The 18,387-nt window shown below is 62.9% G+C and carries 15 protein-coding genes and 1 pseudogene; 1 reads left to right on the forward strand and 15 read right to left on the reverse strand.

What is annotated here, in order from left to right:
• Positions 1 to 1,268 precede the first annotated feature (1,268 nt).
• The 15 genes and pseudogenes from NG696_RS02520 to NG696_RS02585 form a co-directional block, all read right to left on the reverse strand.
• On the reverse strand, positions 1,269 to 2,303 hold the full coding sequence (locus NG696_RS02520) for a Gfo/Idh/MocA family protein (RefSeq protein ID WP_252573837.1): 1,035 nt from the start codon (positions 2,301 to 2,303) through the stop codon (positions 1,269 to 1,271).
• 75 nt (positions 2,304 to 2,378) lie between these two features.
• Positions 2,379 to 3,284 carry a sugar phosphate isomerase/epimerase family protein gene (locus tag NG696_RS02525; protein WP_252573838.1) on the reverse strand — a complete coding sequence of 302 codons (906 nt, stop codon included), beginning with the start codon at positions 3,282 to 3,284 and terminating at the stop codon, positions 2,379 to 2,381.
• Positions 3,285 to 3,499: 215 nt separating this feature from the next.
• Positions 3,500 to 4,360, reverse strand: coding sequence for a sugar phosphate isomerase/epimerase family protein (locus NG696_RS02530; protein WP_252573840.1), 861 nt, complete (start codon positions 4,358 to 4,360; stop codon positions 3,500 to 3,502).
• Positions 4,361 to 4,391: 31 nt separating this feature from the next.
• On the reverse strand, positions 4,392 to 5,420 hold the full coding sequence (locus NG696_RS02535) for a zinc-binding dehydrogenase (protein WP_252573842.1): 1,029 nt from the start codon (positions 5,418 to 5,420) through the stop codon (positions 4,392 to 4,394).
• Between the two features lie 21 nt (positions 5,421 to 5,441).
• Positions 5,442 to 6,302, reverse strand: coding sequence for a carbohydrate ABC transporter permease (locus tag NG696_RS02540; RefSeq protein WP_252573844.1), 861 nt, complete (start codon positions 6,300 to 6,302; stop codon positions 5,442 to 5,444).
• A complete protein-coding gene (locus tag NG696_RS02545; protein WP_252573846.1) occupies positions 6,302 to 7,297 on the reverse strand; it encodes a carbohydrate ABC transporter permease in 996 nt (331 codons plus the stop codon). The genes NG696_RS02540 and NG696_RS02545 overlap by 1 nt, the downstream gene beginning before the upstream one ends.
• 39 nt (positions 7,298 to 7,336) lie before the next feature.
• Positions 7,337 to 8,764, reverse strand: coding sequence for an ABC transporter substrate-binding protein (locus NG696_RS02550; protein WP_252573848.1), 1,428 nt, complete (start codon positions 8,762 to 8,764; stop codon positions 7,337 to 7,339).
• Positions 8,765 to 8,884: 120 nt separating this feature from the next.
• Positions 8,885 to 9,056: pseudogene (locus NG696_RS20900) on the reverse strand (sugar phosphate isomerase/epimerase); the annotation flags it as partial.
• Position 9,057: 1 nt separating this feature from the next.
• Positions 9,058 to 10,236 carry a Gfo/Idh/MocA family protein gene (locus NG696_RS02555; protein WP_252573850.1) on the reverse strand — a complete coding sequence of 393 codons (1,179 nt, stop codon included), beginning with the start codon at positions 10,234 to 10,236 and terminating at the stop codon, positions 9,058 to 9,060.
• Positions 10,237 to 10,450: 214 nt separating this feature from the next.
• Entirely contained in the window at positions 10,451 to 11,641 is a 1,191-nt protein-coding gene (locus tag NG696_RS02560; RefSeq protein WP_252573852.1) for a levoglucosan dehydrogenase, read from the reverse strand.
• 40 nt (positions 11,642 to 11,681) lie between these two features.
• On the reverse strand, positions 11,682 to 12,500 hold the full coding sequence (locus NG696_RS02565; protein ID WP_252573854.1) for a sugar phosphate isomerase/epimerase family protein: 819 nt from the start codon (positions 12,498 to 12,500) through the stop codon (positions 11,682 to 11,684).
• 79 nt (positions 12,501 to 12,579) lie between these two features.
• Positions 12,580 to 13,566, reverse strand: a complete 987-nt coding sequence (locus NG696_RS02570; RefSeq protein WP_252573856.1) for an ABC transporter permease — start codon at positions 13,564 to 13,566, stop codon at positions 12,580 to 12,582.
• Positions 13,567 to 13,569: 3 nt separating this feature from the next.
• A complete protein-coding gene (locus NG696_RS02575; protein ID WP_252573858.1) occupies positions 13,570 to 15,078 on the reverse strand; it encodes a sugar ABC transporter ATP-binding protein in 1,509 nt (502 codons plus the stop codon).
• 54 nt (positions 15,079 to 15,132) lie between these two features.
• Complete coding sequence (locus NG696_RS02580) at positions 15,133 to 16,290, reverse strand: substrate-binding domain-containing protein (RefSeq protein WP_252573860.1); 1,158 nt, start codon at positions 16,288 to 16,290, stop codon at positions 15,133 to 15,135.
• 44 nt (positions 16,291 to 16,334) lie between these two features.
• Positions 16,335 to 16,820 (reverse strand): hypothetical protein, encoded by a 486-nt coding sequence (locus NG696_RS02585; RefSeq protein ID WP_252573862.1) that lies wholly within the window; start codon positions 16,818 to 16,820, stop codon positions 16,335 to 16,337.
• A gap of 209 nt (positions 16,821 to 17,029) precedes the next feature.
• Between NG696_RS02585 and NG696_RS02590 the strand changes: the two genes are divergently transcribed.
• Positions 17,030 to 18,115: a LacI family DNA-binding transcriptional regulator gene (locus NG696_RS02590; protein ID WP_252573864.1), complete on the forward strand. Its 1,086-nt coding sequence runs from the start codon at positions 17,030 to 17,032 to the stop codon at positions 18,113 to 18,115.
• The last annotated feature ends 272 nt before the right edge of the window (positions 18,116 to 18,387 follow it).

Below are 18,387 nucleotides of genomic sequence, written 5' to 3' on the forward strand. Positions count from 1 at the left end.
CCGGATCATTGATGACTGGGGGACTTAATCATGCCGAGACCGACAGGCCAACAACCCCAATTCTTACTCGTTAAGGGGCTACTAAAAAGGTAACGGGGGGCATCGTCCGTCGTGCCGAAGGTGACGCCGGTGCCAAGCTCGGTGGCAAGCTCCCGCGCTTTGGTCGCGTCTTGTCCGAGAATCTGAACCGTGTGGCCGCCGGCGAGGGCGCGGGTGGCAATGCCACCCAGCCGAATCCGGACTGGTGACTCGTGTCGTGTTGCTTCGGCGCCAGTATCGTATGCCGCTGCCCACTTCCGGCGCGCTGGGATTTCCTGCCGCAAGGCAAAAAAGGGGGTGTGCACATTGTGCACACCCTGGGCCTCGGACTGGGTCGTACATAGGTCGGATCGGGCCGGATTCCGCATGTTTCCGCGGGTTCCCAGTGTTTGCGGTGGTTGGAGTCCGGTTCGAGTCCCACCTCGGGCACGTGTTTTCCATGTTCAGAGGCTTGTGACCTCTGAGTGTGCACAAATTTGTTCACTTGTGGGCCCCGTCGGGGGGCCTTTTTTGTTGGCCGGTGCTGTGGCCGGCGGCTCCTTCCACTGAAAACTCGGTGGCTCGGGTCTTAGTTACTTCTTCATTGTCGTTCACCGAGCGGGCGACATGACCGGTCCGGGCTGTGAAAAACTTCTCTACTTTGCAGTCGCCTTCCCGTGGACCTCCGTGACGTGGTCAGGATCTGCTCGCGTCGAGCATGCCGTCCCAGAGCGTCCTGGCCTCGCCTGCGATCATCCTGTGGATTGTTTTTCACGCGGTCATCAACGGCGGCCGGTGTGCGGCCTTCTTTCGTCGAGGCCGGCAGGGTGATGCGGTTTGTCGGCTCAATGGTGCCGCCGCGGTAGACGAATTCGGTGTTGATCTGGTTGGACTGGGTCGCCTTCAGCGACAGTGTCAGTTTACCTAATCACGCGTACCGGCGAGCCCTGGGGCGAGGGAGACTTCCTCCAGCATTGGCGGCTTGCCATCACGACTGGTTGGCGCACGGGCGCCGCGCGTATCATAAACCGCGGTTCCGGAAGTGCTGGAGGAGCGCGTCCAGGATCGGCATCTTTTCATCCTTGCGCCCGCCATGTACGAACGCGCAGCCGCGTTCGGCGTGGGTACCCGAGGTGAGCGGCACCGACGAGCCGTTCGATCCCGATTAATGACGACGTAAGCGCTCGTCATTCCGGGCTCCCGCTTACGACGTCAATTGCGTGATCGTTGCGGACCGATAAGGATTCCCCTTAGCGTTCGTGGGTGTCTGCCTCGTTTCGGGTGCCGGCGCGGGGTTCCTGTCCGATGGCTTTGTAGCATTGGTCGATTAGTTCCATGGTTTGGACGGCGTCGTCGCTGTCTGTGGGCATGGGGACTCCGTGCCGGATCAGTGCGGTGAAAGCGTCCAGCTGATAGGTGTATGAGGATCTTGTGCCCAGGTGCTCGATCCGTCGGCCGTCAGTCGTTTTCACCTCGAGGCTGTCATCGGTATGAGGGAGGATGAAATTTGTCACGGTGGCTTGTCCCTTGCTGCCGATGGCGCGGTAGGTCATTTCGGCTCGGGTCCCGTTCATATTGCATCGTGCCGTTGCGGTGATTCCGGAGGGATAGACCAGGTCAGCGTCAACCCATTCGTCCACTCCGGGCAAGCCGGTTCGTTCGGCTCCCCGGGCGTTGATGAGGGTGGGATTCCCCCCTGCCAGGGGGGCCATGGCCCGGATGGCATGGAGGCTGTAGCAGCCCAGGTCCATGAGTGCACCGCCCGCAAGTGGCAGCGACCACCGTGGGTCTTCGGGTGGCGGGGGAGGAATCATCACCATGGTTTCGACACGCTGGAGTTCGCCGAGTTCCCCGGAGGCGACCAGTTCGTGGAGTCTCTTCGTGACAGGGTGGTAAAGATAGTGGAAGCCGTCGACGACCCTGACGGCCGCGCGCTTGCCCGCGTCCCGCACTTCTCTGGCTTCTGCTGCGTTTGAGGCGAACGGTTTCTCTGACAGGACATGTTTTCCCGCGGCGATGGCCGCCAGGTTCCATCGTGCGTGCAGCGAATTGGCCAGCGGGTTGTAGACCGCTTCGACCTCCGGGTCATTGACAAGCTCTTCGTAGGATCCGAGCACCCGTTCGACGCCGTGCTGGTCGGCAAAGTCCTTTGCCCGGTCCCGGTCGCGGGCTGCGACGGCCACCAGCCGCGCACCTGTCAGCCTGGCAGGTTCAATGATGGATGTCGGACTGACGCGGGACGCTCCCAGGATGCCGATGCGCAGCGGTGCTTCTTCTGGATCCATCTGTGGAGTCCTTTCTGGTTTCTGCTGTCGCCTTCGCCCCGCCGTATTGGTCACAGCGCGTGCCGGCCCGGTGAGCTACTGCTTGAAGGCGGCGTCGAAGGAGGTGTTCGATGCCGGGAAGTCGAACTTCTTCAGCGCGGCGAGGGCTTCCGGTGCGCCGTGGAGCCGGTCCATGCCGGCGTCTTCCCATTCGACGGAGATGGGGCCGTTGTAGCCGATGGCGGTCAGGGCGCGGAAGGACGATTCCCAGGGCACGTCGCCGCGGCCAGCGGAGACGAAGTCCCAGCCCCGGCGAGGGTCGCCCCACGGCAGGTGGGAGCCCATGACGGTGTTCCGGCCGGTGGGGCGGAGCTTCGTGTCCTTGCAGTCGACGTGGTAGATCCGGTCCTTGAAGTCCCAGATGAACGAGACGGGGTCGATGCCCTGCCACATGAAGTGGGAGGGGTCCCAGTTCAGGCNCCGGACGCCGCATTCGTCGAAGACGTCCAGGATGGGGTTCCAGCGGTCGGCGAAGTCCTGGTAGCCGGCCTCGATCACGGCGGCGGGGACGGGCGGGAACATGGCCACGTACTGCCAGATCGAGGAGCCTGTGAATCCGACGACGGTGTCCACGCCGAGTGCCTTGGCGAGCCGGGCGGTGTGTTTCATCTCCTCGGCGGCGCGGGTGCGGACGCCCTCGGGATCTCCGTCGCCCCAGACTTTCGCGCCCACGATCGCTTCGTGGCGGAAGTCGATGGGGTCATCACACACGGCCTGGCCCTTGAGGTGGTTGGAGATGGCCCAGACTTTGAGGTTGTATTTGTCCAGGACGGCGAGCTTGGATTCGACGTAGCCGGGTTCGTCACAGCGCCAGGCGTCCAGGTGGTCCCCGGAGACGGCGATTTCGAGGCCGTCATAGCCCCAGCCGGAGGCCAGGCGGGCGACTTCCTCGAAGGGGAGGTCGGCCCACTGGCCGGTGAACAGGGTATAGGGGCGGGGCATTCTTTTTCTCCTTCGCTTTACCGGATTGTCCGGCTTGGGACGGGCCGCCGGTTTCGGGCGGCCTGTCCGACTCAACGGTTGTCAGTTCGACTTGGCAGCGCTTGCTGCCTTTCGGATCCCTTCTTGAGGTCCGGGACTGCAGGTCGGGGTACGGCCGGGACGGTACCGGGCATTGCCGCTGCAGACCCCGGACCGTGTGGGGGATCCCGGGGTGCTCAGAGGGCTTGGGCTTTTTTCATGCAGTCCCTGACATAGGCGTCGGACGCGCGAAGGTGTTCACCGATTTTTTCGAAGCTCCATCCCTGCGTTCCGTGGCATTTGAGGCTGGCGACGCCTTCGTACCCGACCCTGCGCAGCGTTCCCAGCATTACGGAATGGTCAAGTGTTCCGTCGGGGCGGGGGAGTTGCTGGTCGGCGGGACCGAAGTTCAGGCCGTCTGTGCCGTGGCGGTAGGCGCGGTCGATGTCCCAGATGTAGTAGTAGAAGAGCCGCTTGCGTTCGGCGAGGAACGTGATCGCTTCGCTGATGGTGTCCTGCATCACCCATAGGTGCGGGGGAGCGATGCAGACGCCGAGGTAGGGGTCGTCGATGTCGCGGATGAGCCGTTTCATCTGTGCGAGGGTGTCAACGCCTTCGTCCCAGCGCCGGTCTTCGTTGGCACCGGATTCGAAATCGGCGGCGAAAGGGACGGTGAGATGGTTTTCGACCGCGATCCGGACTCCGCGGCGCGCTCCTGCTTCGACGATGGGTGGCAGGAAGGTGGAGACGAAGTCGGGGTAGTTGGCTTCGCAGTCGAAGATGAGGGTGTCGATTCCGAGGTCTGCGGCGAAATCGACGCGTTCAAGGATTTCGTCCTGGGTCTTTCCGTAGACGGTGAGGCCGCAGGGCTTGACCCCGTATTTGTCCAGCACTCCAAGGATTTTGCCGGGATCATCTACCGGGTTGACGTGGTGGGCAAGCGGCGCGGCGGAGGACCAGAGGTTGACTTCCTTGAAGCCGATGTCGGCAAGGTCGCGGATCGAGTCTTCGAAGCCGTGGTCGTGGTAGGGGACGAGCTCGGCGGCATATCTGAACATGGATTCTCTCCTTGGGAGGGTCTGACGGGGTTTACCAGACGAAGACGGCTTTTTCGGTTTCGCGCTGGTCGAAGGCGCGGAAGGCTTCCTCGGCCTGATCGATGGAAAAGTCGTGGCTGATGAGCTTTTCGACGGGAATTTTCTGGTCGATGACGAGGCGGACGATTTCTTCCCAGTCGCTGATAGGGAAGTACCAGCCTCCAACGACGGTGAGCAGTTTTCTGAGTATCTGGTCGCTGGGGTTGATCTGCGTGGCCCGCGACTCACCGACAAAGGCGACGGCGCCTAGCTTGGCGGCTGCATCCAGGGCAGAGTTCTGCCCGGCGGGGTTGCCGGAACAATCGATGCAGACGTCCGCTCCGCGGCCCTGGGTGAGGTCCCGGATCTGCTGGACGGCGTCGGCTGTCGTGCTGTTGATGACGGCGTCCGCGCCGAGCGAGCTGGCCTGTTCGAGCCGGTGGTCGATGACGTCGACGGCGATGACGCGGGCGCCGAAGGCCTTGCCGATGAGTACCGCGGCGGATCCCATTGGTCCCATGCCGAAGACGGCGACGGTTTTTCCGCCCGCCACGCCGAGCTGCTTCTGCACGTGGTACTGGCTGCCGACCATGTCTGTCATCACCGCACCGGCGCGGAAGCTGAGTTCGTCAGGGAGCTGAAGACAGTTGCGCTCGGGCAGCACGAAGTAGTCGGCGTCACCGCCGTGGACGTCGAAACCGAAGCATTTCCACTGGTTGCACAGCATCATGTAGCCGCTGAGGCAGTACTCGCAGAAGCCGCAGCCCACGGCGAGGTAGCCGGCGACGCGGTCGCCTTCTTTGACGTGGGTCACGGCGTTTCCGACCTTGACGACTTCGCCGGCTGCCTCGTGCCCGGGTATCACCGAGCCGTGGCCGGCACCTTCGTTGCCGACGATCGGGGTGCCGTAGTAGATGCTCATGTCGCTGCGGCAGATCGCGGATGCGCGGGTCCGCACCAGCACCTCATGCGGTCCCGGCTCCGGGACGTCCCGTTCCACGACGGTGACTCTTTTGTCACCGGGGAGGATGACTGCTTTCATTTTTTCTTCTCCAATACTCATTTACTTGACTGCACCGAAGGTGAGGCCGGCGACCATCTGTCGGCGCAGCACGACCATGAGCACCAGGATGGGCGCGACGATCAGGGTCGCGGCGGAGGTGATGTTGCCCCAGTCCGTGCCGTACATACCGGTGAACTGCTGCAGGCCCACGGGAGCGGTCTTGGCTCCGCTGCGGGTCAGGGACAGGGCGAACAGGAATTCGTTCCAGGACAGGACGATGGTCAGTACGGCGGCCGTGGCGACGGACGGCACGAGCAGGGGCCAGATGATCCGGCGGAGGACCTCCCATGTTGAGGCGCCGTCGACCATGGCTGCTTCCTGGATCTCATAGGGCAGCTGCAGGATCGAGCTGCGCAGGATCCACACCACGATGGGCAGGTTGAAGGCAGCGTACGGGATGATCAGGGCCGGGTACGTGTCCATGAGCCCGAGCTTGCCGGCGAAGACGAAGACCGGGATGACGGCGACGATGGGCGGGAACATGTAGGTCGACAGGATCCAGGATGAGAGCCCCTTGCGGGCCCGGAAATCCCTCATGGTCAGGGCATACGCGGCCGGGACCCCCACGACGATGGCCAGCGCGGTGGCACCGAGACTGACGATTGCACTGTTGGTGAGCAGCTGACCGAAGCTTTCGGATTTGCCGCCGCCGGCTGAGAGCACGGAGGCGTAGTTATCCAGGGTCGGCTGGAAGATCCAAGCCGGAGGGATCTGGTTGGCGATCCCGGCCGGTTTGATGGACGTGATGAACATGAACAGCAGCGGCACAAGGCCGACCAGGAGCCATGCCCACAGAAAGGTGCGTCCAATGATGACGCGTGCCACGGCACCGCCGCGGCTGGTTGATGATGTCGTTGTCATTACATTTCCTCGGGGTCTGCCCGGCGGCCGATGATGCGCAGCATGACGGGGATAAGGAGCGAGAGGATGATCAGGAAGACCACGCCCAAGGCGCAGGCGAGACCGACGTTAAAGCTTTGAAGGCCGACGCGGAATATGCCCAGGTTGATGATTTCGGTGGATTCACCGGGACCGCCGCCGGTCAGGATCTTGAAGGAATCGAAGGTCTTGAAGGCCTGGATGGTCCGCAGCACGGCCGCGATGGCAATGAACGGCACCATTGCCGGGAAGGTGATGTGCCGGAACATCTGCCATGGGGTGGCTCCGTCGACCATCGCTGCTTCCCGGGGTTCCCCCGGCAGGGACTGAAGCCCGGCCATCAGGACCAGGGCGACGAACGGGGTCCACTGCCACATGTCGAGAATGACCAGGACGATCCACGCCGATGTCGGATCACCGAGCAGGTCGATGCCTTTGGGAAATCCGAAGACGCCGAGGTAGTAGCCTACCCACCCGTAGTTGGGGTTCAGCAGCTGCTTGAACACCATGGCCGCCACCGCGGGGGTGACGGCGAACGGCAGCAGCATGAGGGCGGCCCCGACTTTGTTGGCGCGGGTCTGGGCCGCGAGCGGGAGTGCCAGGGCGAAGCCCAGGATCATCTCCAGGATCACCGCGACCGCGACGAAGCCGAATGTGATCAGGAATGCGTGCTGGACAGAGGCGTTGGTGATCGCCGTGATGAAGTTGTCCAGTCCGACGAATTTGCCCACGCCACCGAGGATCTTGTCGTTGCGGAAGGCCGAGTAGAAGATAAAGATGGCCGGGGCCACCGTCATCAGCAGCAGGACGAACATAGCCGGGGCCATGTAGATCCACGGGGTCGAACGTTTTTTCCAGGTCAGCGGCTTCCTGCCGTGCGGGCCGGCCGTGGCACGGCCGGCCGTGGCACGGCCGGCCGCGCGGCGGAAAGCGTCAACCGTCAAGGTCGCATCCGATGGTGCGGTGGTTGCTTTCATTATCGATACTCCTTGGGCGACCTTGAGCGGTCCGATGGGTTAGTAGCCGGCCGATTTGAGGAGGGCCGAGACCTTCTCCGACGCGGATTTGAGGGCGTCCGTTGGCGAGGAAGCGCCTGTTGCTGCGTTGTTCACTGCTACGGCCACCTCGTGGCTGACTTCGGTGTAGTTGGTCAACCGTGCACGGCCAACGCCTTCTGCGAGGGATTTTCCGAGGGTGTCGTAGAAGGGTGCGAGGGGGTTATCGCTCTTGATGCCGGCAAAGACGGAGGTCCGGCTGGGGTGCAGGGCTTCGGCGGTCATCGTCGTTTGCTGTTCGGCGGCGGTCAGCCAGCTGATCCCCTGGTAGGCCCATTCCTTGTTCTTGGAATTCTTGTTAACGCTCAGCATCCAGGTCCCGAAGTGAGGGCCGGCGGCTTTCGCGCTGGGCACCGGGGCGTAGCCGATGGTGCCGCCCTTGACGTTGTCACCGAGCTTCAGGTCGTGGTAATTTATCGTCATGGCTGTCAGGCCGCTGCCGAACGATTCGGCGGTTGTACCCCAGTCCGCTGATGTGCTGCCCGGGGGTACGTGTCCGCTTTGCGCGAGCTTGGCGTAGTAGTCCAGTGCCTGAGTTCCTTCGGGTGTGTTGAACGTGGGCTTGCCGTTCTGGTCCGCCAGTGACCCGTCTCCGCCCTGGGAGGCGAGCAGGGTCTTGAAGTCATCGGTGGCCCAGTCGCCGACGCCCGCCATGACCGTGGTGCCGTAGAGCTTCTTGTCAGGCTGGGTGAAGAACTCTGCCACCTGGGCATAGTCATCCCAGGTCTTCGGGACCGTGAGGTCCTTGCCGTACTTGGCCTTGAAGTTCTCCTTCTGGACCGGGTCGTTGAACAGGTCGCTGCGGTAGGCCATGACGGCCACGTTCGACTGGATCGGCATCCCGTACACGTCGAATCCGGCGTTCTTGATCGCGGATGCGTCGGGCTTTGCCGTGGGGTCCGGGTAGCGTTTGATCGGGGAATCAGCGTTGTAAACGGCCGTGTCGTAGAACACCTTGGGGATGAAGTCGCCCACGTTGGACTGCGGGCTGTCAGGGTTCAGGGCCCCGTTCTGCATGAACTGGCTCAGGGGTTCAAGGTTCTGCACCAGGGCCGGCGCCCACGGGGTGTCGACGACGACGATGTCGTAGTAGCTGCTGCTGGAAGCGAACTCGGAGAAGACCTTCTGCTGCAACGCGTCGTACGGCTGGTTGTCGATCTTCAGATCGATGCCGAACTTTTCCTTGAACTGCGGCACCAGCGACGCGACGGCGGCGCTGTTGGCTTCATCGGTGGTGTAGAGCATCCGCAGCTCTGCCGGTTTGGCCGCCGCGGTGTTGGGTGCTGATGACCCGCCCGTGCATGCGGTTGCCAAGAGGGTTACGGTGAGCGCGGCTCCCAAGCCCGCTACGATGCGGGATCGCTTGATGCGATCGAGAGATCGGATCATCTTACTGCCTTTCTTTAAGGGTTAATAAAGGGGTTTTGTGCCCGGTCGGTTCCGGGTCGTTCGGTGGAACGTCTTGCCAGCCGCCCTCCCGGGCGGAGCGTTGGACAGCGGAGGTAAGCCGAGCACGGCGAGCTTGGATTCGACGTAGCAGGGTTCGTCCCAGCGTCCGGCGTCCGGGTGGTCCCGGGAGACGGCGATTTCCAGGCCGTTATAGCCCCAGCGGCGAGCCGGGGTACTTCCTCTAACGGCGGGTCGGCCCACTGGACGGTAAACGCGGATAGGGGCGTGGCATGTCAGGCTTCTTCAGCGGTGGCATACGACTTATGTTCAACGGCGGTGAGCGTGCTCTTGTTGTTGGCTGATTTCTCGACGGCGGCAAGTATGCGTTGCACCTGCAGCCCTTCTTCGAACGATGGCGACGGAGCGGCGCCGGCGTCGATGGCCACCAGGAAGTCGCGGATCTGGTGGGTGAAGGTGTGCTCCCAGCCGATGATGTGCCCCTGCGGCCACCACGCGTCAAGGTAGGGGTGTTCGGGCTCGTTGACTAGGATCCGCCGGAACCCCTGTTCCCGCACCGGGGTGGTGGCGTCGAGGAAGTTTAGTTCGTTGAGGTTTTCAAGGTCGAATGTCAGTGACCCGAGTGAGCCATAGACTTCTATCCGAAGACTGTTCTTCTGCCCTGTGGCCACGCGGGAGGCCTCCACCGAGGCGCTGATGTTACCTGTCATCCCAAGGGTGGCCCATGCGGCATCGTCGACGGTCACTTCTTCCGGACCGTTGGGGCCGGGACGCTCTGCGACGAACGTCCTCAACGTGCCGGTCACCTCAGTCACAGCTTGACCGGTGAGGTGCTGGACCTGGTCGATGGCATGGGAGGCGATGTCCCCCAGTGCGCCTGAGCCGGCTGTTTCCTTCCGCAACCGCCAGGTCATGGGGGCCTTGTCATCGGCGAGCCAGTCCTGCAGATACGCTGCCCGGACGTGCCGGACGATGCCGAGCCGGCCCTCCGCGATCAGTTCGCGGGCCATGGCCAGGGCGGGCACACGGCGGTAGTTGAACCCGACCATGGACTGCACCCCGCGGCCCCGGGCCGCTGCGGCGGCAGTCGTCATGGCCTCGGCCTCGGCGATTGTGTTGGCGAGGGGTTTTTCGACAAGGACGTGCTTGCCCGCTTCGAGCGCTGCAATGGCGATTTCGGCATGCATCCAGCCCGGCGTGCAGATATCGACGATGTGGATGTCGTCTCTGGCGATCACGGCGCGCCAGTCCGTCGCGGACTCGGCCCAGCCATACTTTTCAGCGGCTTCGGCCACCTGTCCGGCGTCCCTGCCCACGAGGACTTTCTGCTGGAAGGCCGGGACGTCGAAGAAGCTGGCGACGTTCCGCCAGGCGTTCGAGTGGGCCTTGCCCATGAACGCGTAACCGATCGCCGCCACACCCAAGGGTTTGCTCGGATTGGTCCGGTAAGACATGATTTCTGTTCTTTCTGGGAATAGCGATGGGCTTCGTCTTTGGTGAGCTTGCACAGGCCAGCCTTAACGGCAACAGGACTAAGGGAATCGGCCCGTTGCCAGTCCGCTTCAGAATGAGAGTTTGGTGGCCGTTGGCGTCGCAGGATGGGGGAGGGGGCTGGTTCCCAGGAGTAACGGGAGGGGGACGGTCGGCCCGCACCCCTTCCCCCAATCCTTACTTCGCGGTTGTGGCGAGATCGGCGACCGTTGGCACGTCGATCCACGCGCCCTTCTCGGCAGAGGCCACGATCGCGTCCTCGATGAGCGCCGTCTGATAACCGTCGGCGAAGTTCGGGCTCACGCTGCCGCCTTCGGCGATGGCTTTGAAGAAGTCGTGTGCTTCGATGATTTTCGTCTCGCCGTAGCCGATGCCCAGGGCCGGGATGGGCCAGAGGCCATCCCCGTATGGGTGGGCCGGGCCGGTGTAGACGGTCCGGAATCCGCGCCGGTCGTTCTGGTCGGAGGCGAAGCAGACCTGGAGTTCGTCGCGGCGTTCGTAGTTGAAGGCGATGCTGCCTTCGGTGCCGTGGATCTCAAAGGTGATGAAGTTGTTGCGGCCGTAGGCGTTGCGGGTGGCCTCGATCGAGCCGACGGCGCCGTTGGCGAAGCGGACCATGGTCATGACCTCGTCGTCGACGTCGACCTCCCCGCGGGGTCCTTCGCCGCCCCGGACGGTCCCCAGTGCGTCGGCGCCTCCGGTCTGCAACGGTCGTTCGGGAATCCAGGTGGAGAGGACAGAGTTCACGGAGGAGAACTCGCCTACAAGGTAGCGGGCCATGTCGACGACATGGGTGGCGATGTCGCCAAGGGCCCCGGAGCCGGCGATGTTCTTCTGGAAGCGCCAGGACAGGGGGGAGTTGGGGTTCGCGGACCAATCCTGGAGGTATGTGCCGCGGAAGTTGAGGACGCGGCCGATGGCGCCTTCCTCGATGTATTTCTTGGCCAGGGCAACGGCAGGGGTGCGGCGGTAGTTGAAGGCGACCATGTGTACGATGCCGGCGTCCTTGACCGCGTCGTACATGGCCTTGGACTCCTCGCCGGTGCGGGCGAGGGGCTTTTCGCAGATGATGTGCTTGCCGGCCTGCGCGGCGGCGATGGCGATCTCGGCGTGGAGGTGGTTGGGGGTGGCGATGTCGACGACATCGATGGCCGGGTCGTCGATGATCCGCCGCCAGTCGGCGGTGGAGTTCTCGAAGCCGAAGCGGCGGGCGGCCTCGGCAGCGAGCGTGTCGTTGGCTTCGGCGATGGTGTGGCGGACGGGGAGGGCCGGGGCGGGCCAGAAGAACATGGGCATGGCGGAGTAGGCCAGGGAGTGGGCCTTGCCCATGAAGCCGCCTCCGATAAGGCCAACGTTGAGGTTCTTCACGATCGTGTTCCTTTTCTGAAATGCGTGTGGGGGAGGGTTGTTAAGGGAGGAGTTCTTCGAGGTACCGACGGCTGATCTCGGCGGCAGCGCGGGGGTCGCCGTCGTACTCGTCGAGTTCGACCATCAGCCAGCTGTCATAGCCGCTCTCCCTGATGGCTTGGATGATGTCCGGGAAGTCGAGTTCGCCCTGCCCGAGGGGCAGGAAGGCGAAGGGATCCTTCCGGAAGTCCTTGAGGTGGACGTGGCGTATTCGGTCCGGGTATTTGCGGATGAGGGCGGCCGGGTCGCCGCCCCCGGCGGCAAGATGGGCCGTGTCCGGGCAGAAGCCGATGCGGGTCAGGGCCATCAGCCGGTTCAGCTCGTTGGGGTTCTCGACGATCGTCGTGAGGTGGGGATGGTAGCTTGCGGAGAGACCGGCTGACTCGGCGATGTCGGTGACCCTGTCGAGAGACTCTCCCAGCCGACGGTAGTCCTCGTCCGTGGTGCCGGTGGCGCGCCGGGCGCCACCTCCGACGACGAGGCGCTCGGCCCCGAAGGTCGCAGCGAGCTCGGCGGCGCGCTGGATGCGGTGCAGCTCGTCGGGCAGGATGTCAGTGTAGATGAAGTTCGCGCCGGTGTAGACGCTGACGAGGGAGACGCCGGCCTCGTCGAGGATGCTGCGGAGTTGCTCGGGCTTGTCGGCGTATTCAGCGAGGTTGCCGTCGAACATCTCCACGCCCTCATAGCCGGCGGCTGCGATGTCCTTGACCGCCCTGTCCATGGGCCCATGGGTCATGTAGAAGAGGTCTTTAATGCTGGTCACCCCTACCGGGTGGCCTACGACGCCACCCCAGGTGATTGTGGAGTATCCGAGTTTCATGCTGAGGCCTTTCAGATAGGTCAAGAGGAGACAGGTGGGTTTAGGGTGCCGGTGGCGCGGGCAATTGCGCTGGCCAAGGCTATTTCTTACGGGCGAGGGCGACGGCCAGGATGATGATGGCCCCGCGGACCACCTGCTGCTGGCTGCTGTCCAGGCCGGCCAGGATCAGTCCGTTGTTGATCAGTCCAATCAGAAGGGCGCCGAAGAGAGTTCCCATGATGGAGCCGAATCCGCCGAAGAGGCTTGTCCCGCCGAGGATGACGGCGGCAATGGCGGAGAGCTCATCGCCTGATCCCCATTGGAAGCGGCCGGACTGGAGGCGGCCGGCGTACAGCATGCCGGCAACGCTCGCGACCATGCCCGAGATGAGGAGCACCTGGAATTTGATGCGTTTGGTGTTGATGCCGGTGAACTCAGCAGCGTTGCGGTTACCGCCGGTGGCGAGGACCTGGCGGCCGAACTTTGTGCGGTTCAGCACGACGGCGCCGATGGCAACGAAGATGGCGCTCCAGACGACCAGGCCCGGTACGGGACCGAAGTCACCGGATCCGAACAGCATGTTGAAGGTGTCATTCAGGATCGGCTGGGGGGCCGAGGCCGTAATCCACTGGGCGACGCCGACTGCGATACCCAGCATGCCGAGCGTCACCAGGAAGGAAGGGATGCCAAGGAGACTGACCAGTGCGCCGTTGATCGACCCGACCACGAGTCCGACGGCTAGGCCGGCGAGGATGCCGGGGACCAGGCCCCATTGGGACAACGCCATGGCTGTACAGACGCTGGAGAGGCCAGCCACCGATCCGACGCTCAGGTCGATTTCTGCGCAGGAGATGACGTAAGTCATGCCTACTGCGATAACGGTGATCGTGGCCGTCTGCCGGAAGATATTGAGCAGGTTCTGTGGGGACAGGAAGCCCTGGTCGCGCAGCAGAATGGCGAAGAAAATGAAGACGACGACGAAACCGATGTAAATGACGTAACGCCGCCAGTCGAGCTCTTTCAGCATGGTGCCGAAGCTGCGGGGTGCCGCGGTGTTACGGGGGGTGATGCTGTTGGCGTTGCTCACTGTTCAGACTCCCTGGACTGCAAGTTGAAGATATTCCTCGTCAGCGATGTCGCTGCGGGGGATGTCACGGATGACGGAGCCGTCCTTGAGGACGAGAACGCGGTCGCTGACCGCGAGTAGTTCGGGGTACTCGGAGGAGATGACGATGACGGCTTTGCCGGCGCTGGCGAGTTCACGGATCATGTCCAGGATTTCGCTCTTAGTGCCGATATCGACGCCGGCGGTCGGTTCGTCCAGGATCAGGATGTCTGGATCGGTGCCCAGCCACTTGGCGATGACCACTTTCTGCTGGTTGCCGCCCGAAAGCAGGCGCACGGGTCGGTGGGGGTGGGCGACCTTGACCGCGAACTTCTTGATGAGGGACGAGGACAGTTCCTTGCCCTTGGCGGAGTCCAGGAGCGGTCCCCGCCTGATCTGGCCAAGCAAAGGCAGCAGCAGGTTGTCGCGGACGGAGTGGTCCAGGACTAGGCCTTGAGCCCGTCGGTCCTCGGGGATGAGGGCAACACCGGCGTCGATGGCCTGCTGCGGCGAGGTCAGATTGATTTTCTCCCCCCGGATCAGGATCTCACCGCTATCCAGCCGGTCGATGCCGAAGAGTGCCCGGGCCAGTTCGGTACGACCGCTACCCATCAGACCGGCCAGGCCCAGAATCTCACCGGGGCGGAGCGAGAAGGAGACGTCCCTTACCCGCCGCCCGGCATTCAGTCCGCGAACCTCCAGCAGGGGTGCTCCCTCGTGGGCCACATGGTCCCGCTCACGGTAGGCAAGTTGGCCCTCGATCTTCTTGCCGACGATGCCTTCCACAATCTGTTCGGGTGTCACATCGGTCAGCGGCTCGGTAAGGAGTCGACGGCCGTCGCGGAGGATGGTGATCCGGTCGGCCAGACGGTACACCTCGTCCATGCGGTGAGAGATATAGATGATCGAGATGCCCCGCTGTTTGAGGCGGTCGATCAGTTCGAAGAGCGCTTCGGACTCGTGCCGGGCCAGGCTGGCGGTGGGTTCATCCATGATCAGCACCTGGGCGTCCTGCGAGAGTGCCTTGGCGATCTCGGTCAGCTGCCAGTAAGCCGTGCCGAGCCGGGAAACCTCAGCACGAGGGTCGACGTTCACCTCCATCTCGGCGAAGACTTCCTTGGCCCGCCGCTCCGAGGCGCGGTCGTCGATGAGCCCGCCCGCACCGAGCGGCTCGGAGGCAAGGAAGATGTTCTGAGCGACGGTCAGGCTCGGTACGAGGCTGAATTCCTGGAAGACCATTCCGATGCCGGCGGCCTTCGCGTCCTGAATCGAGTTGATGGCGACCGGTTTGCCTCCAATGAGGATCTCGCCAGCGTCCGCCTGGTAGACACCTTGAAGGATCTTCATCAGTGTGGACTTTCCGGCACCATTGCCTCCTGCGAGGGCGTGGACCTCGCCCTTCCGGACGTCAAAGCTGACATCCTTCAGCACTGAAACGCCGTTGAAGCCCTTGGAGATCGAGCGCATCTCAACCACATTGTCTGCAGTGTTCATTGTTGCCCTTTCAGGAAGGTGCGGGGGTGGGGTACCCCGCACCGTCGGGTCTGGCTACTTTTTATAGGACTCTTGAATGTCCTTAGGAGCGTCCTCGTGGTAGACCTGCTTCCAGGCTTCCAGGACGTTGGAGTGGTCAACCGGCAGTGCACTCAGCGCCACATATGCCGGTGCTTTCTTGCCGATCAGTGCGCCTGCGGCCAGCCGGGCTTCGGTAACGCCCTGGTCGAACGGAACCTGGGCCCCGAGGCCGACGACGAGTTGATCTTTGGCCAGGGCGATGGCGACGTTCTTGCCGAGGTCCTCAGTGGCGATCTTCAAATCCTGTCGGCCCGCGGCACGGGCTGCAGCCATGACACCTTCTGCGGGGACGTCCCACACCGCCCAGATGCCTGACAGGTCGGCGTACTTGCTCAGCATGGCGTTCGCAGCGGCCTGGGCGTCTCCTGCGAAGTCCGGCCCGGCGATGCCCTTCTCCTCGACGATCTTGATGTCGGGGTACTCCTTAGTGATTGTTTCCTTGAATCCCTGGTAGCGCTGCTTGGTCACGAAGAAGTCGGCCTGGTGGAAGACAAGTCCGATCTTCCCCTTGCCACCGAGGGCCTTGGCCATTTGGTGGGCAGAGACGACACCGTTGCCATAGTTGTCGGCAGAGACAACCGAGACGTAGTCCTTGCCGGCAGTCAGTCCCTGGGGGATGTTGTCCATAAAAACGATCTTCGTTCCGGCGGCCGCGGCTTTCTTGTAGGCGGAGGCCGTGGCCACGGGGTCCGTGGGGATGGAGACGATGATGTCCGGGTCCTGCGTCATGACGGTCTCGATGTCCGATACCTGCTTGTCCGGTTTAAAGTTCGCGTCGGTTGTGGCGATGACCTTGATGCCAAGCTTTTCGAATTCGCTCTTTAGCCCGTTGGTCTGGGCGGTCGCCCAGTCGTTGCCGCCGTAGTGCATCACGATTGCAGCCTTGGCGTTGAGTGCCTTGACCTTCCCGATCTCTTCGGGTGTCAGATCTGCAACGGATGCCGGCGAGGGCGTCTCGCCGTTGGGGCCCTTGCTCAGGACCTGTCCCTTGATCTTGTCAAGGGCCTGCTGGGCCTTCTCGGACACCCCTGCATCAGGAGCGTTTGAGGTGCCCGTTGTCGAACTGCTGCAGGAAGCGACGGAAAGTGACAGGACTGCGGCCAGGGCCACAATGGGAAGCCTGCGGATCATCATTGTTCTCCAGTGCTTGTGGGTGGATGGATATTTGGGGTGGATCAGGCCAGGGCTATGGCGAGGGCAGGAGGAACCGGCGACAGGACGAGTCCGCCAGTGGCGGAGGCCGTGCGGATAGCAGCGGCCTTGTCTGAAGCCCTTAGGAACGCCTCTGCATGCACTTTGTCGACGAAGAGGCCCAAGGAACACAGTCCGTGATGGGCTTGCACCCACCGAACCGCCTCACCTGCCGCTTTCGTCATTTCACCGCCGGCTGTCGCGGCGACCGAGCCGTCAATGGTCGACAGTGACGTCGGCGCGCCTGATTGGTCGACAGAGACCACCAGGCTCGCCCAAAGGACGTTGTCATCGAAGATGGCGACGACAGCCGAGGAGCCGGCGGAGACGAAGGTGCGGACAGCGACTGCGAGATCATCACGTGTTGTGTCCGTCAGGAGCACTTCCAAATTGGCCCACTGGGCCGGGTCAATATTTCGAAGGCCAACGCTGGGGTCGAGTAATAGTGCATCGACGATGGTGTTGCTCATCCCGCTCCCTCTTCGTTGAAGTCTGTCTCCGTCAACGTTTACGAACCTACCGTGAACGCTTACGGAAAAATCGTAAACGTTTACGGCTGTTTGTGTCAAGCATCACGCCACTGGTCGATTTGAGGTTCGGAAAGCGTGCGGCGACGTAAGATTAAGGACGCACGGAACGACCGCGGACTCAGCCCGGCCGGTGCAGGACAGGAGAGCAAGTGAGAGGAACAGCGATCCCCCGCGAGGCGAGTGAGCGGCTTCCGGACGCTTCCTTGAGGCGGAAGCCGACTATCAACGATGTGGCGCAAATCGCCGGCGTCTCGTTCGGGACTGTCTCGCGAGTCCTCAACAACGCACCGGACGTCAGCGCTTCAACTCGCGAGCGAGTACTGCAGGTCGTTAAAGACATCGGGTACCGGCGGAACCGGGCCGCGACCGCGCTGGTCACCAGCCGGTCAACTTCCATCGGCATACTCTCGGACGGCTCGCCACGATTCGGCCCTGTCGGGACACTCATGGCCCTTGAGAGCATTGCGCGTAAGAAGGGCTACGCCACAACCGTCATCAGTGTCGAAAAACCCTATGAAGAGTCTGTGCAAGCCGCCCTCGACGCCCTGGACGATACCGGAGTCGGGGGGATCATCGTCATCGCACCTCTCGTCGACATGGCAGCAGCTGTCTGGAATGCGTCATGCCGTGTACCAGTGGAGATGATCGCCGCCGGAGCATCATCAACACCAAACGTCTTCACATACTCAGAAAACCAGGAGCTCGGAGCGAGGCTGGCCACGCAGCACCTCATAGACCTAGGCCACACCGATATCGCCCACTTCGCCGGATCTATGGAATGGTTCGACGGACGCGTACGCAAGCGCGGCTGGGAGGCCGCGCTTCGGGATGCCGGACTTGCACCAGGACTGTGCATCGAGGGCGACTGGAGCCCCAAATGGGCTTACGAGACCGGCCTTCAGCTCGTCCGGGAGGGGAGGATCCCCCAGGCGATCTTCGCAGCCAGCGACCATACCGCCCTTGGGCTTATTCGCGCTTTCGCCGAAAACGGCGTCCGTGTCCCGGACGATGTAAGTGTCGTCGGATTCGACGATATCGAAGGGTCGGACTATTTCCTGCCTCCCCTGACCACTGTGCGCCAGGACTTTACCGCACTGGCACTCATGAGCACGGAGGTGCTTCTCGGCGCCATGGAGGGGCGGGACGTGGACCGCACACCGATCGCGCCGACGCTCGTAGTACGCAACAGCTCGACCCGTGCCACCTCCCACAGCACTTCACCAAAGAACACATGAAAGGTCTTGAAACAAAGTGTGTGCGGCATGGCCGTGGCTCGTCGACCAGGGCTGTTCGGCCCAGGAGCAGGCTCTGCCTTCGCTTGAAGCGATTGTTACAGCCTTGGAACTCGACAAGCACTGATGCCCGGCAAAGAATTTGCAGACGCTGCCTGCACGCAGTGACGACCAGGGCCGCAGCTGCGGCACCCTGGTGCCGGTTGCGGTGCGCCCGGCACCAGGTAGCTGGTGACAGCGACTTTTGGATCCAGGCCCGTGTCGGCGCTGGACAG

The sequence above is a fragment of the Pseudarthrobacter cellobiosi genome, assembly GCF_023913755.1.
Lineage (GTDB): Bacteria > Actinomycetota > Actinomycetes > Actinomycetales > Micrococcaceae > Arthrobacter > Arthrobacter cellobiosi.